Genomic DNA, 14162 nt, shown 5'->3' with positions numbered 1-14162 from the left:
CTCTGAAGCTGACTTGCCCCATCCCGAAGCCTGGGTTATCCAGTGGTTTCCCTCGCTAGGCCAGTAAGCAGAGCTGCAGATTCTTCGGGCGCTTGCTTAATGCGCTATCTGCTCTGCTGCACCAACTGAGTTTGAATAGCCGGAGGCATTCCTGTTGCTGAGCCCCGTGCAAACCAAAACCGACCCGCCGTAGGGCGAGCCGGTTCAGCATAGGGGCTTGGGGCCGTGTGCCGTCTTACCTGATAAGTGAGGCGGCCCCAAAAACGTGAGCCTAACGGGGCGCTAGGCCCCCTGGCTGCTGTTCCAGATGTCGCGGTGCAGCTTCCAATTGTTGCCTTCGTGTTTCCAGACCACCACGTATTTTCCGTGGTCGAGGATCTGATGATTATGGCCGAATAGCTGATAGTTGCCCATTTCGATGGCCGTATCGGGGTTCAGCTGCTCTACTTCCACGGAGCGCAGGTTGGCCTCTTTGATGCCCATTTGCATGGCGCCCTGCCAGAAAGCGGCAATGCCCTCGTGGCCCTGCACAGGCTCGCTGCCGGTGGGTAGCAGCATACCATCGGAAGTATAGAGTCGGGCCATGCCCATGCCGTCGCCTTTCCCGAAGGTCTGCTCGAAGGTTTTGTTGGCTTGCCGAATCTCGTCCATAATTGTTGTCGTCAATGCATCCATAGAGTGGTGGGGTTGAGGGTGGTACAACAAGGGCTTAAGACTGACAAGAAGGTACACTATTCAGGCGAACCTCTATATATCGAGCGAGGAGTTTCTTTTCAGTGCCAGCCTCATACCTGCTCTATTTCTGGCGACCTCCACTGGCCTAGCCGTTCTTGCAGACTGTGGAGTGGCCTAGCAGCCGAAGTGGAGTAGGGCCCGGCGAAGAAAGCTATGCGTCGGCTCGGGCGGCGTGGCACTGCGAGTAGGGGAGGAAACCAGTACTTGCTGAAAATCGGTATTCTCTTAAAATGTCATTCCGAGCTGGCCGAGGAATTCCGCTCGGAATGACGTTGCCATGACAACCCCACACAACAGCACGTCATCCTGAGCCCAGCGAAGGATCTTCTCACGTCAGCACGAGGCGCTAGGCCAGTCGCTCTCACGTGAGTAGATCCTTCGCTGGGCTCAGGATGACGTGCGAAGTAACAAGCAGAGTCAGCACACGAGATTCCTCGACTGCGCTCGGAATGACGTTCGTTTAGCACCAGGGTACTATGAGATACTGGAAACGTCCAGGGTAGTCAGGTCGGCTACCGAGCCAGGCAGCCAGGTTTTTTGGAGCAGCGCGGCAATGCGCTCCGGCAGGTCCGCCACTGTCAGCGGCTTGACTGGCCTAGCCACCACGTAATACCGCGAATCGGCCCGCTCGTGGAGGCGCGCTTTGGCGAAGGAAAACAGGCCGCGCTGGGCATAGCGCGCCGCGCCGGGGTAGCTGCTCTCATCGGCCCCCACTTCCAGCTGTACCGCCTCCGCCGAACCGCTAGCCGGCCGCGTCAGGAAATACTGATGCAGCTCCAGCAGCGCCTCCTGAGAAGCCGCCACCGATTCGGGCAGTATCCCGCCTCCGGAAGCCACGTGCAGGATATAGCCGTTGCTATCCGTGGCAAACCAGTCAATATCCGCGTCTTCCTGGTCTATTTCGTCAATGCGCATTCAGATAATTAATTTATGATGTTATTCCAATAATTTTCATTATATGCCTTTCCTGCTGCTTTAGCAATGTTTTGTTTTTCTCTGCTTGTAAGCATATAGGATGATAAAACATTATTCGTATTAGCTGGGTCAACCACTCTTCTTAATTCGACGTTTTCATTTAGAAATTTGAATACTATGAATATGTTGGTGGCTAAATTTTCTTTGCTTCTGTTGTACAATGCGTCTATAACCAGAGATTCAAGGTATAGTGAAGGAAATTTTAATTGGTTTTGCTTTGCCCAGATCTTGATAGCTCGTATTTCTTGATCCCTGCCTGAATTCTTTACTATTTTAATATGCTCATCTATATTAGTTTGGAGCCAGCTATCTGATTCGGAATTATAAAGGCTGTGCCAAATTTTATATCCGGGTTGTACTTTCCCTGGTACTAGGTCTATGTCCAGTCCATTATAATTAATATTAAGAGCTACTGTTCTTTTACTTGCTATAATACCATTAGACCTCAACGTGCTATTTAATGATTCGTATATGGTTTTAAGTGTGGCATCCGAGGAACTTTTTATTGATATAAATATATCCGTGTCTGGCTGACCTTGTACAACTAAGTTTTTAGCTGAAGATCCAGAAAGTTTTATGTCATTTAGAGCACTGCCAGCCCAATTTCTGATAATAGATAATATGGAATACAGTCGCGCGTCTCCTAGGTGCACAGGGGTAACTGATCTGCGTGCAATTACTTCAAGTATATATTGATCCGAAGCTGTCATTAGTTTGTGCTTTAGTTCTGATAAAAGCTTAAATCTACTTTATTAAATTTTTGTTCGCTAGGTATGAAGTCAATAGCTTCATCTAGATCGATAATAAAATCGAAAAATGTTCTGTTTATCTGCCTTATTCCAAATTTTTCGCGAAGCATATTTCTGACATCAGCATCATTTCTTGGAAATACAGCGTACCAGCATTGGCAATTGGCTGATCTATTTAAATTGTAGAGTATTGAAGAAATATCTAAGTCCATAAAACTATATCCAATAAAAATAACAGTTTTATCTTGTATATCGGTCAAGAATTTTTCTAGCATTTCCTTCCTGCTCTTGATAATTTCGTAATAATCGAACTGTGTAATAACAAAGCCTCCTTCTTTTACATTTGCATTTGGAAATTCGATTGATCCATGTGGTTTATACAACGGCACATGTTTGTTGTTAAGCTGGGGACTATTATTGAAAACTGGATGAATAGGTGGGTGATTCGAATTAGAGTGTCTATATCCAATTTCTATCAAATTATCATAATTTGTAGTGAATATGGATTTTGGATATAAGTATTTGAGGGTTGAGTGATGCCACAAAGTTTTATCTACTTGAAACCTTTTAGCCAAAAAGTTTTCAAGTAACCTCCTTGAGCCTTTTATTTGAGCTAAACTAGCGGCATTTTCTAATGTCATCAGTGTTAGCTCAGAAAAATCATATGTGTCTTTCTCGTCGGGTCGGAGCATAAATTTTTTCCATATCTCATTTCTTAATTCATAAGCACTAGGAAGAAATTCATTGTCAATATTCTTAGCTCCAATAGAGGCCCCGGCTCCTAAGAAAAGAACAATATCATCTTTTAGGTGTGTCCAGTTGTGTACTAAATTTTCAAAATTTTCATCAGAAGAAGGATATTCCTTCCTAATGTAAGGCCCTACATTAGTTTCCTTTCTCTTAATGTCTCTCCGAGCAGCAGCCATTTTAATATATTTTAGATTTTAATATATAACTACTCTCCCAACTTCTCCAATATCTCCTGCGCTGCCACGGCAATAACCGTCCCGGGGCCATACACGCCGACAACGCCGGCGTTGTAGAGGAAGTCGTAGTCCTGGGCGGGGATGACGCCGCCGGCAATGACGAGGATGTCTTCGCGGCCGAGCTGCCGGAGCTCCTCAATGAGCTGCGGAATTAGGGTTTTGTGGCCGGCGGCGAGGCTGCTCACGCCCACCACGTGCACGTCGTTCTCGGCGGCCTGGCGGGCTACTTCGTCGGGGGTTTGGAACAGGGGCGCAATATCCACGTCGAAGCCCACGTCGGCGAAGGAGGTGGCAATGATCTTGGAGCCTCGGTCGTGGCCGTCCTGGCCCATTTTGGCCACCATCATGCGGGGGCGGCGGCCTTCCTTGGCGGCAAAGTCGTCGGCAGCCTGGCGGGCCTTCGCGAATTCCTCGTCGTAGTTCATCTCGGCAGAATACACGCCCGAAATGGCGCGAATAGTGGCCTGGTGGCGGCCGTATACTTTCTCCAGGGCATCGGAAATTTCACCTAGCGTAGCGCGCAAGCGAGCCGCCTGTATGGCCAGCGCCAGCAGGTTCTCGCTACCGGAGCGGGCTGCTTCCGTGAGGGCATCCAGGGCCTGCTGCACGGTGGCGCCATCGCGCTCGGCCTTAATCTGGTTCAGGCGCGCAATCTGCGACTCGCGCACGGCAGCGTTGTCGATGTCGAGCACGTCAATCTTCTGTTCCTCGCTGGGGCGGTACTTGTTCACGCCCACCACTATTTCCTTGTGCGAGTCGATGCGGGCCTGCTTGCGGGCCGAGGCTTCCTCAATGCGCATCTTCGGTAGGCCAGTCTCAATGGCTTTGGCCATGCCGCCCAGCTCCTCCACTTCCTGAATCAGGGCCCAGGCTTTGTCGGCCAGCTCGTGGGTGAGGCTTTCCACGTAGTAAGAGCCGCCCCAGGGGTCTACCACGCGGGTAATGTCGGTTTCGTGCTGGAGGTAGAGCTGGGTGTTGCGCGCAATGCGGGCCGAGAAGTCGGTGGGCAGGGCAATGGCCTCGTCGAGGGCATTGGTGTGCAGGCTCTGGGTGCCTCCCAGGGCCGCGGCCATGGCCTCAATGCAGGTGCGGGCCACGTTGTTGAAGGGGTCCTGCTCGGTGAGCGAGTAGCCCGAGGTCTGGCAGTGCGTGCGCAGGGCCAGGCTCTTGGGGTTCTGGGGCTGAAACTGCTGAATGAGCTTGGCCCACAGCAGGCGGCCGGCGCGCATCTTGGCAATTTCCATGAAGTGGTTCATGCCAATGGCCCAGAAAAACGACAGGCGAGGCGCAAATTGGTCAATCGTCATGCCCGCCGCGAGGCCGGCGCGCACGTACTCCAGGCCATCGGCGAGGGTGTAGGCCAGTTCAATATCGGCGGTGGCTCCGGCTTCCTGCATGTGGTAGCCCGAGATGCTGATGCTGTTGAACTTGGGCATGTGCTGCGCCGTGTAGCTGAAGATATCCGCAATGATGCGCATACTCGGCAGGGGCGGGTAGATGTAGGTGTTGCGCACCATGAACTCCTTCAGAATATCGTTCTGAATAGTGCCCGCTAGCTTCTCGGGCGTTACACCTTGTTCCTCAGCCGCCACAATGTAAAAAGCCAGCACCGGCAGCACCGCCCCGTTCATGGTCATGCTCACCGACATCTGATCCAAGGGAATCTGCTCAAACAGAATCTTCATATCCTCCACTGAGTCGATGGCCACGCCGGCCTTGCCCACATCGCCCACCACGCGCGGGTGGTCGGAGTCGTAGCCCCGGTGAGTGGCCAAATCAAACGCCACCGAAAGGCCCTTCTGCCCGCCCGCCAGGTTGCGACGGTAGAAAGCATTGGATTCCTCGGCCGTACTAAAGCCCGCGTACTGCCGGATGGTCCAGGGGTTCTGCACGTACATGGTGGCGTACGGCCCGCGCAGGTACGGCGCCACACCCGCCCCGAACCCGAGGTGGCCTAGGCCAGTCACATCGTGCGCCGTGTAAAAATTCTTGAGCGGAATGCCTTCCGGCGTGATGGTTTCAGTGGTTTCGGCGGGTGGCGCAGGCAGCTGGGCTGCGTCGTAGAGTATCTGAGAGAAGTCGGGCTTCATCGGGTATCGTGTGGTGCTTGTTGTCATGCTGAGCTTGCCGAAGCATCTCTACCTCTAGCTAACTCCAAACGTGAGGACGAAGCGGGAGAGAGGCTTCGGCAAGCGGACGCTAGATCAAGCATGACGGTGGTTTAATTACTTCTTCCCCTGCAAACGGGCCAGTACGTCCTCGGTGCTGTAGCCTTGCACGGTGAATTCCTTGAAGCCAAACACACGGATGGCTTCCTGCATGGTAGGCAGATCGGCGGTGAGCAGGGCAGGGGGCAGGAAGTTGGGTTCATCAATGGGGACGTGGCTGATGGCGCGCGCCAGGCGCCCAAACTGCTCCGGCGTGGCGTACATCAGCGTAGCCTCCTCCGCCGACGAAAACAGCACCGACAGCGTGCTTTCCGGGTGGGCATCGCGCAGCTCCGGCCGCTCCATGCGCGGCAGCGTTTCCAGAAACGACTCCAGAATATGCTGGTTGGTGTGGGCGCCCAGCAGCACCAGGGCTGCCCGCTTCTTTTTCCGCTCGCGGCGGTCGAAGTGCATGGCCGTGGCCAGGCGCAGCACCTCCGTAGGGTAGGTAGCGCGGGTGCTATCGAACTCCCGGCTGCGCAGCAGGCGCTTGGGGTTGTAGTCGAACTGCTCGTTGGGGTTCTGGAATTTGTTGGTGCCCACTACCACCTGCTCGCCGTTGGCGATGCGCCGGAACTGGGCCTGCGCCGAGGCGTGCAGCTCCTGCAGCACCAGCCCCGTAGCGCCCGGTAGGCCACCCTCGGCCTCAATCTTCTGAAACAAAGTCCAGGCTTGGTGCGAGAGTTGGTCGGTAAGCGTTTCGAGGTAATAGGAGCCGGCCGCTGGGTCCTGCACGCGGCCCATGTAGGCCTCTTCGCGGAGCAGAATAGGCAGGTTGCGCGCCAGCCGCTCCGAGAACTCGCTCGACTCATGAAACAAGCTATCAAACCGGCCTACGCTCACGGCCGTAGCCCCGCCCAACACGGCACTCATGGCCTCGGTGGTTACGCGTAGCAGGTTGGTGTGCGGATCGAGCGTGGTTTGGCTCCAGGAAGAGGTGCTGGCGAAAATAGGCAGCTCCTGCGCAAGCTCAGTGGGTACGCCGTAGGCCTGTAGCAGCGTGGCAAACAGGCGACGCAAGGCCCGCAGCTTCGCTATTTCAAAGAAATAATTCGGGTTGATGCCCACATGCAGATGCAGACTGCGTGCTACCATTTCCACCGTCAGCTCGTCCTTTGGCAGCTCGCTCAGATACGTAGCCGCCGTGGCCAGCGCAAAGGCAATCTGCTGCGTAATGGTGGCGCCGCGGTCGGCGTAATACGCCGAGTTGATGCCCACAACGTGCATTTCCGGCCAGCCCTGCGCCAGCAGCATTGCCTTCCGAAGCTCACCAAACTGCGCAGACATATCGGGCGCGTGGCACGTAATGGGGTCGAGGACTACAAAGCCCCGGGGCGTGAGCTCCAGCTCCTGCAGGCGCTGCACCAGCTCGCCTAGGCCACTCCGCATGGAGTAGCCTACATAGGCGCTGTGCAGTGGCATTTGCTGGTGCAGGTAGCCCACATCAAACGCAGCCGCATTTGAGAGCAGGAAGTGGGCCCCATCAGCCCCGCGGCGCAGCCCTTCGGCGGCGCGGCTGATGGCGGCGTGGCCCCGGTCGCCGGACGGGACGGTGTAGGTAGGCACGTTGCGCCAGGCCGAAGCCGTGCGCACTAGGGGCGTGGGCGCGCCGCCTAGTGAGTCCAGCGCCTCGCGGTGGTAAAAGGGCTCCAGGGTGAGGCCGTCGGGAGTATTCCAGGTAAGCGTGGCCGGGTCCTGTCCTTTCAGGTCTCGGCGAATGCGCTCCTGCCATTGCGTGGTCGTGACGGCTTCAAACTCAGAAAAGGAAACCGGGGTGGAGCTAGGCGAATCGGCCATAATTCGGCGGGGTGGGGTGGAAATCAGGCAAAGGAAAGCGGGCTAAAGATACCGTTTCGGAGGCATAAACAGGTGTTTGCCAGAGAGGCCTAGGCCACTTGCCATAATCAGGCTTTCAACAGATGAAGTATACAGACCGATACTGATCAGCCAAGCTCCTTGATTAATGGCCCTAACTCCCGAGATAAGGCGCGTTGAACTGGCGCCCGCCACGGGCTGTTTTGCCACCGGCTGCTTCCGGGTACTGGCCTAGGCCGCGCAACTCCCGCGCGGGTGCCGTATCTTTGCCCCTCGGATTTCATTTCCCCTCTGAACCTGATGCACTTCCTTCGTTCTCGCGTGGCGGCCCTGGGCCTGCTAACGGCCGTAGCTCTGGCGCCGGCCTGCCAGCGCGCTGTTTACCAGCCTAAAGCGCAGCTAGCGCCCGTAACGGGCCTGCCCGTCGGCAAATCCATCCCCGACGACCCGACGGCCGCCGCCACCATTGAGCCCTACCGCCAGCGCGTAACGGCCCAGATGACCGAGGTAATTGGCACCGCTCCCGTGGCCATCACGAAGAACAACGGCGAGTCGCCGCTCTCCAACTTCACGTCCGACATTCAGCGGATGCGGGCCAGCAAGGAGATTGGCCAGCCCGTTGACCTGGGCGTGATGTCGAATGGTGGCCTACGGGCTCCTATTCCGGCCGGCCCCGTTACGGTAGGCTCTATTTTTGAGCTCATGCCGTTTGAGAATGAGCTGGTGGTGATAGATGCTCCCGGCCCTGTAGTGCAAGAGTTGTTCGACTACGCCGCGCGCACCAAAATGCCCGTTTCAGGAGCTGCATTCACGGTTTCGCCGGAGGGCAAGCCCCAAAACCTGCTTATCAACGGCAAACCATTGGATCTGACCCGGACATACACCATCGCCATTTCTGACTACCTGGCCACGGGCGGCGACAATATGGTGTTCTTCAAGCCGGTTAAGTTCCGCCACACCAATGTGCTGCTCCGTAGCGCCTTCATCGAAGCCATTCGAGAGCAAACCAAGCAAGGCAAGCTCATTGAGGCCAAAGTAGAAGGCCGCGTGAAGTAAGAGGCCGGTAGGGCGGAAGCTTCCGGCTAGCCGCTCATCAGCCATCAGCAAACTCAGTACCTCAAGAAATCAATCCCGTGGATCGTCGCGAATTTCTGAAACATACTGGCCTAGGAGCCGCCAGCGTAGCCCTGTTGGGCGTGAGCCTGCCCGCCGCCGCTGCCGATAACAAGGCAACCCGCCTCACTATTCTGCATACGAATGATATGCACTCCCGCATCGAGCCCTTCCCCGATAATGCCGCTCAGTATGCTGGCATGGGCGGAATGGCCCGCCGCGCTTCGCTGATTGAGCAGGTGCGCAAAGAGGAGTCCAACGTGCTGCTGCTAGATTCCGGCGACATCTGGCAGGGCACGCCCTACTTCAACTTCTTCATGGGGGAGCTCGAATACAAGCTCATGTCGCAGATGAAGTACGACGCCAGCACCCTCGGCAACCACGACTTCGACAATGGCCTGGAAGGCCTGCAGAAGCAGCTGCCCAACGCCACGTTCCCGTTCCTGATTGCCAACTACGATTTCTCCGATACCATTCTGGCCGGTAAGTTCCAGCCGTACAAGGTGTTCGATAAGCAGGGTATTCGGGTGGGCGTGTTTGGAATCGGGATTGAGATGGCCGGGCTGGTAGCCGACAAGAACTTTGGCGCCACCAAGTACCTCGACCCCATTGCCGTAGCCAACGATATGGTGAAGAAGCTGCGCGGCCCCGAAAAGTGCGACCTGGTTATTTGCCTCTCGCACCTCGGCTATAAATATCAGAGCGCAAAAATCGACGACTTTAAGCTTGCCGCTGGCGCCCCCGGCATCGATCTGATCTTGGGTGGCCACACCCATACGTTCCTGGAAAAGCCCGACAGTGTAGCCGGCCCGAACGGCCACCAGACCCTGATTAACCAAGTGGGCTGGTCGGGTATTAACCTCGGCCGTTTAGATTATTCTTTTGAGCGGGGCTCGCGCCGGCCGGCTGTTGCTGCTGCTTCGGTCATGCCTGTGCGCGAAGCGTAAAAAGCAAGAGTTCGGAGCGTTTTTTTGTCTCCTGACTTTTCCACATTTTTGTCTCCCTCTTAAAAAAACGGGCCTTTTTTCGGCCTGCGGTGGTTTCTCCATTCCCCTCACCCTGCACCTGTTGCTGCTGCCCTATTTGATTGATGCTGAAGGATTGCCGAACCGTATGGGTCAACTGTCTTCGCGTCATCAAGGCAAATATTGGTGAGCAGAGCTTCAAGACGTGGTTCCAACCCATCGTCCCGGTACAGCTCCACAATAATGTTTTAATCATTCAGGTGCCCAGCCAATTCTTTTATGAGTGGCTGGAGGAGCATTATGTGGATGTGCTCCGGAAAGCCATCTACCAGGAGGTAGGCCCCGAAGGCCGGCTGGAGTACTCCATTGTGGTGGATAACGGCAACGCCCAGACAAAGCCGCGCACCCTCAACCTGCCTACTTCGCACAAAGCTTCTGGGCCAGCGCCCGAAGCTACTCCGGCGGCGGCCCTGGCTTCCGGTCCTATGTCGTCGTCGGCACGGAATGTGGCGGCTGCGGCTGCGGCACCCCAGCAGCAGGCTACGCTGCGCAACCCCTTCGAGGCTAGCAAGGCCATTGATCGGAATTACTTGCACTCCCAGCTTAACCACAGCTACACCTTCGAGAACTACATTGAGGGCGACTGCAACCGCCTGTCGCGCTCCGCTGGCTTGGCGGTAGCGAATAAGCCGGGCACTACGTCTTTTAACCCCCTCATGATTTATGGGGGCGTAGGCCTGGGCAAAACACATTTGGTGCAAGCCATCGGCAACCACATCAAAGCCACCAACGTCGATAAATTCGTGCTGTATGTGTCGGCGGAGAAGTTCACGAACCAGTTCATCGAGAGTCTGCGCTCCAATGCGGTGCAGGACTTCGCGAACTTCTACCTGCTGGTGGATATCCTGATTCTGGACGACGTGCAGTTTCTGTCGGGCAAGGACAAGACGCAGGAGATGTTCTTCCACATCTTCAACCACCTGCACCAAGCCGGCAAGCAAATCGTGATGACCTCCGATAGGCCACCCCGTGACCTGGTAGGCCTAGAAGACCGCTTATTGTCGCGCTTTAAATGGGGCCTCACAGCCGACCTGCAAAGCCCCGACTTCGAGACGCGCATGGCCATCATTCAGAACAAAATGCAGCAGGATGGCATCGACATCCCGCCGCAGGTGGTGGAATACCTGGCGCACTCCGTGAACACCAACGTGCGGGAGCTGGAAGGCGTGCTGATTTCTCTGGTAGCCCAGTCGAGCCTCAACCGCCGCGAGATTGACCTGGAAATGGCAAAGCAGGCCCTGCGTCACATTATTGAGGAAGTAGAGGCCGAGGTAAATCTAGACTTCATCCAGAAAACCTGCGCCGAATACTTCGGCGTGCCCCTAGACTTGCTGAAGGCCAAAACCCGCAAGAAAGAAGTGGTAACGGCGCGGCAGGTGGCCATGTACTTCGCCAAAGAGCACACCAGCCATTCCCTCAAAAGTATCGGTCACCACTTCGGCGGCCGCGACCATAGCACCGTCATCCACTCCGTCCAGACGGTTTCGGACCTGATTGACTCGGACAAAAGCTTCCGCAGCACTATTCAGGACCTGCGGAAAAAGTTTGCTGGCAAGTAATCTAGAGGCATTCTCTGAAGCCCCGGAACGTCATGCTGAGCTTGCCGAAGCATCTCTACCGCTGACATACTGGCCTACCAAGCGGTAGAGATGCTTCGGCAAGCTCAGCATGACGTTCTAATTCCTACAAGACTTCACCAAAAAAGCCCGCTCCAGAATAGGAGCGGGCTTTTTTGGTGATGATAAAGTTGCCTAGGCCACTACGCTGGCGTCTGGGTGTCGCGCAGCGGAATGTTGTGCTTACTGGCAAAGCCGCGGATTTGTTCGCGCAGGGCGCGTTTCCGCTTCGTGCCTTTCACCTGGCGCAGGCTCAGGGCATAGGTGCCGCCTTCTTTCAGTTGCACCCGCAATTGCTGGGGCACCAACTCTAGGCCAGTAATATCCTCGGCTGGGAAAGCCTGCTTAGGACGAAATAGACCGTCTTTGTGTACAATGTAGGCGGGCGTGAACTCCAGATAGCTCTGCGTGCCGAAAACGGGTGCGTTGTGCACCAGCACGTAGCCCACATAAATCAGGCTGAACACCAGAAACACATAGTGCAGGAAGTGCAGATCGTTCAGGCCGCTGTCGGTAACAATTAGAGAGAGCGTATAAGCAATCCAGACGCAGCCAATGAAGAGCTGGCCCCAAAAGGGAATGCGAGAAGTATTGGCGGGCTGAAGACGAATACGAGTAGAAGCTGGAGGCATAAGGGCGAAGTAAAGTCGCTGGGGGCTGCAAAATAAGCGAATAGTTCCTGAACCACGTTCTTAGGCCACCTGCGTTTACCAAAAGAGCCTGCTGCTTCCGGGAAAGCAACAGGCTCTGATTAGCTCAATTACCGCATTTTGCGGCTGCTTGCTTTATTTGAGGGTTGCCGAGGCCAGCTCCATTTCGGGCACGGCGCTCAGCAGTTGCGAGATGGGGCAGTGCTCTTTGGCATTTTCGGCCTGCTTCTGGAATTCTTCCTGCGAGATGCCCTCCACTTCGCCTTCCGTGGTTAGCACAATCTTCACCACCTTCGGCACTTCGCCGGAGGTATCCAGCGTCACCTTCGACTCCGTACGGATTTGCTTCACTTGAGCGCCGGCTTTCGTGAGCTGGCCCGTCAGGAACATCGTGTAGCAACCCGCGTGGGCCGCGCCGATCAGCTCCTCGGGGTTGGTGCCTTTCTCACCGGCGAAGCGGGCGCCTACTGAGTACGGCGCTTTTACTGTGCCGCTCTGGGTCGTTATTTCGCCGCTGCCTTTGATGTCGCCGTTCCATACGGCATTTCCGCGCTGATTTATCATGATGAAGTGAAGTTGTGAAGAGTGAATTGGTGAAGTTGTTACGGGAGCAGCAGGTAAAAAGATGAGCTTCGGGAGTCTATACGTGGGCCAACCAGATTTTAACGAAGTGTACCTTTGGCTGACACCAGGTGAAGCGGTATCCGGAAACCTTCACAACTTCGCCACTTCACCACTTTACTCCTATTATGGGCCTGAAATCTACTCTGAGCCAGCCCTTGGCCTCCTATATTGCCCGCCAGTACGCCCAGTGGCAGAAGGACCCCATCGGGACTCAGCACCGGGTATTGCAGGCGTTGCTGGCCAAGGGCGCCCGCACTGCCTTCGGCCGCGACCATCACCTGGAGGGAGTGCGCACCGTGCAGGACCTGACCTGGCAGGTGCCCGTGCGCGATTACGAGGCGCTGAGCCCCTACTTCAACCGTGTGAAAGCCGGCGAGCCGGACGTGCTCTGGCCCGGTAAACCGCTCTACCTGGCCAAAACCAGTGGCACCACCAGCGGCGCCAAATACATTCCCCTCACTAAGCACAGCATCCCAAACCACATCAATGGCGCCCGTGATGCGCTGTTGCACTATGTGCACAAGACCGGCAAAAGCCGGTTTCTGGATGGTAAGCTCATGTTTTTATCAGGCTCGCCGGAGCTGGAAACGGTGGGCGGCATTCATACGGGCCGGCTCTCGGGCATCGTGAACCACCACGTACCGGGTTACCTGCGCCGCAACCAGCTGCCTACCTACCAGACCAACATCATCGAGGACTGGGAAACCAAGCTCGACCGTATTGTAGAGGAAACCTTGCCTCAACCCATGAGCCTGATTTCCGGGATTCCGCCGTGGGTACAGATGTATTTTGACCGCATAGTGGCACGCACTGGTAGGCCAGTAGGAGAGGTGTTCCCGGGGTTTGACCTGTTCGTGTATGGCGGTGTCAACTTCGAGCCCTACCGTAAAAAGCTATTCGAAACCATTGGTAGGCCAGTAGATAGCATCGAGCTGTTTCCGGCTTCGGAAGGCTTTTTGGCTTTTCAGGATGAGCCCGGCAACCCTGGCATGCTGCTGCTGCTGGATGCAGGTATTTTCTTCGAGTTTATCCCGGCTGAGCGGTTTTTCGAGAAGAACCCGCCCCGCCTCACGCTGGCCGATGTGGAGTTGGATAAGCAGTACGCGCTGGTGCTAAATTCCAACGCCGGACTCTGGGGCTACAGCCTCGGCGACACCGTGCGCTTCACCCAGAAATACCCGTTCCGGGTGGTGGTGTCGGGCCGCATCAAACATTTCCTTTCAGCTTTCGGTGAGCACGTCATCGGCGAAGAAGTAGAGCAAACCCTCCGCGACGCCATGCAGCAGCACCCGGAGGTGGAAGTGGTAGAATTCACCGTAGCTCCCCGCGTCAGCGACGACCCCACTATACCATCACGCCACGAGTGGCTTATCGAATTCGCTAGGCCACCCCACGATGCCGCCGCCTTCGCCGCTGCCCTCGATACTGGCCTACGCCGCCGCAATGTGTACTACGACGACTTGCTGACGGGCCATATTCTGGCGCCGCTGCAGCTCACGCCTTTGCCGGCCGGAGCGTTTCAGCGGTATATGAAAAGCCTGGGCAAACTAGGCGGCCAGAATAAAGTGCCTAGGCTGAGTAATGACCGCGCGGTGGCGGAGGGGTTGTTGGGATAAGATATCGGCCCACATTTCACCCAGACATCATACCGTAATCATTGTAGGCCT

The 14162-nt window shown here is 55.8% G+C and carries 12 protein-coding genes; 4 read left to right on the top strand and 8 right to left on the bottom strand.

The annotated features are described in order from the left end of the window. Positions 1-282 precede the first annotated feature (282 nt). The 6 genes from CFT68_RS12945 to CFT68_RS12925 all read right to left on the bottom strand — a co-directional run bounded on the left by CFT68_RS12945 (position 283) and on the right by CFT68_RS12925 (position 7449). Positions 283-675, bottom strand: a complete 393-nt coding sequence (locus CFT68_RS12945; RefSeq protein ID WP_088843979.1) for a YybH family protein — start codon at positions 673-675, stop codon at positions 283-285. A 534-nt stretch (positions 676-1209) separates the two neighbouring features. Beyond that, a complete protein-coding gene (locus CFT68_RS12940; protein WP_088843978.1) occupies positions 1210-1650 on the bottom strand; it encodes a hypothetical protein in 441 nt (146 codons plus the stop codon). Positions 1651-1658: 8 nt separating this feature from the next. After that, on the bottom strand, positions 1659-2420 hold the full coding sequence (locus CFT68_RS21540) for a nucleotidyltransferase family protein (protein WP_141106545.1): 762 nt from the start codon (positions 2418-2420) through the stop codon (positions 1659-1661). Positions 2421-2431: 11 nt separating this feature from the next. After that, positions 2432-3385 (bottom strand): SIR2 family NAD-dependent protein deacylase, encoded by a 954-nt coding sequence (locus CFT68_RS12935; protein WP_088843977.1) that lies wholly within the window; start codon positions 3383-3385, stop codon positions 2432-2434. A gap of 29 nt (positions 3386-3414) precedes the next feature. Further along, a complete protein-coding gene (gene scpA / locus CFT68_RS12930; RefSeq protein WP_088843976.1) occupies positions 3415-5535 on the bottom strand; it encodes a methylmalonyl-CoA mutase in 2121 nt (706 codons plus the stop codon). Positions 5536-5670: 135 nt separating this feature from the next. Further along, positions 5671-7449 carry a methylmalonyl-CoA mutase family protein gene (locus CFT68_RS12925; protein WP_088843975.1) on the bottom strand — a complete coding sequence of 593 codons (1779 nt, stop codon included), beginning with the start codon at positions 7447-7449 and terminating at the stop codon, positions 5671-5673. Between the two features lie 318 nt (positions 7450-7767). Between CFT68_RS12925 and CFT68_RS12920 the strand changes: the two genes are divergently transcribed. The 3 genes from CFT68_RS12920 (at position 7768) to dnaA (ending at position 11164) form a co-directional block, all read left to right on the top strand. Further along, positions 7768-8523, top strand: a complete 756-nt coding sequence (locus CFT68_RS12920; RefSeq protein ID WP_088843974.1) for a 5'-nucleotidase C-terminal domain-containing protein — start codon at positions 7768-7770, stop codon at positions 8521-8523. Between the two features lie 77 nt (positions 8524-8600). After that, the gene (locus tag CFT68_RS12915) at positions 8601-9527 is read left to right on the top strand and encodes a bifunctional metallophosphatase/5'-nucleotidase (protein ID WP_088843973.1); all 927 of its coding nucleotides are present in this window, start codon (positions 8601-8603) and stop codon (positions 9525-9527) included. Positions 9528-9670: 143 nt separating this feature from the next. Then, positions 9671-11164, top strand: coding sequence for a chromosomal replication initiator protein DnaA (dnaA, locus tag CFT68_RS12910; protein WP_088843972.1), 1494 nt, complete (start codon positions 9671-9673; stop codon positions 11162-11164). Positions 11165-11364: 200 nt separating this feature from the next. Here the strand turns inward: dnaA and CFT68_RS12905 are convergent, their stop codons facing one another. Both CFT68_RS12905 and CFT68_RS12900 read right to left on the bottom strand, forming a co-directional pair. Beyond that, complete coding sequence (locus CFT68_RS12905) at positions 11365-11853, bottom strand: hypothetical protein (RefSeq protein ID WP_088843971.1); 489 nt, start codon at positions 11851-11853, stop codon at positions 11365-11367. 153 nt (positions 11854-12006) lie between these two features. Further along, complete coding sequence (locus CFT68_RS12900) at positions 12007-12435, bottom strand: OsmC family peroxiredoxin (RefSeq protein ID WP_088843970.1); 429 nt, start codon at positions 12433-12435, stop codon at positions 12007-12009. Between the two features lie 185 nt (positions 12436-12620). Here CFT68_RS12900 and CFT68_RS12895 point away from each other — a divergent pair, with 185 nt between their 5' ends. Continuing rightward, the gene (locus CFT68_RS12895) at positions 12621-14111 is read left to right on the top strand and encodes a GH3 auxin-responsive promoter family protein (protein ID WP_088843969.1); all 1491 of its coding nucleotides are present in this window, start codon (positions 12621-12623) and stop codon (positions 14109-14111) included. Positions 14112-14162: the final 51 nt, after the last annotated feature.

Origin of the sequence: Hymenobacter gelipurpurascens (genome assembly GCF_900187375.1) — a bacterium.
GTDB lineage: Bacteria > Bacteroidota > Bacteroidia > Cytophagales > Hymenobacteraceae > Hymenobacter > Hymenobacter gelipurpurascens.
The sequence above is the reverse complement of the archived record's forward strand: the minus strand, read 5'-3'. Positions and strand labels throughout refer to the sequence as shown.

Coding starts and splice junctions, on each gene's coding strand:
- CFT68_RS12945 (WP_088843979.1), bottom strand. CDS start 675: ATGGATGCATTGACGACAACAATTATGGACGAGATTCGGCAAGCCAAC.
- CFT68_RS12940 (WP_088843978.1), bottom strand. CDS start 1,650: ATGCGCATTGACGAAATAGACCAGGAAGACGCGGATATTGACTGGTTT.
- CFT68_RS21540 (WP_141106545.1), bottom strand. CDS start 2,420: ATGACAGCTTCGGATCAATATATACTTGAAGTAATTGCACGCAGATCA.
- CFT68_RS12935 (WP_088843977.1), bottom strand. CDS start 3,385: ATGGCTGCTGCTCGGAGAGACATTAAGAGAAAGGAAACTAATGTAGGG.
- scpA (WP_088843976.1), bottom strand. CDS start 5,535: ATGAAGCCCGACTTCTCTCAGATACTCTACGACGCAGCCCAGCTGCCT.
- CFT68_RS12925 (WP_088843975.1), bottom strand. CDS start 7,449: ATGGCCGATTCGCCTAGCTCCACCCCGGTTTCCTTTTCTGAGTTTGAA.
- CFT68_RS12920 (WP_088843974.1), top strand. CDS start 7,768: ATGCACTTCCTTCGTTCTCGCGTGGCGGCCCTGGGCCTGCTAACGGCC.
- dnaA (WP_088843972.1), top strand. CDS start 9,671: ATGCTGAAGGATTGCCGAACCGTATGGGTCAACTGTCTTCGCGTCATC.
- CFT68_RS12905 (WP_088843971.1), bottom strand. CDS start 11,853: ATGCCTCCAGCTTCTACTCGTATTCGTCTTCAGCCCGCCAATACTTCT.
- CFT68_RS12900 (WP_088843970.1), bottom strand. CDS start 12,435: ATGATAAATCAGCGCGGAAATGCCGTATGGAACGGCGACATCAAAGGC.
- CFT68_RS12895 (WP_088843969.1), top strand. CDS start 12,621: ATGGGCCTGAAATCTACTCTGAGCCAGCCCTTGGCCTCCTATATTGCC.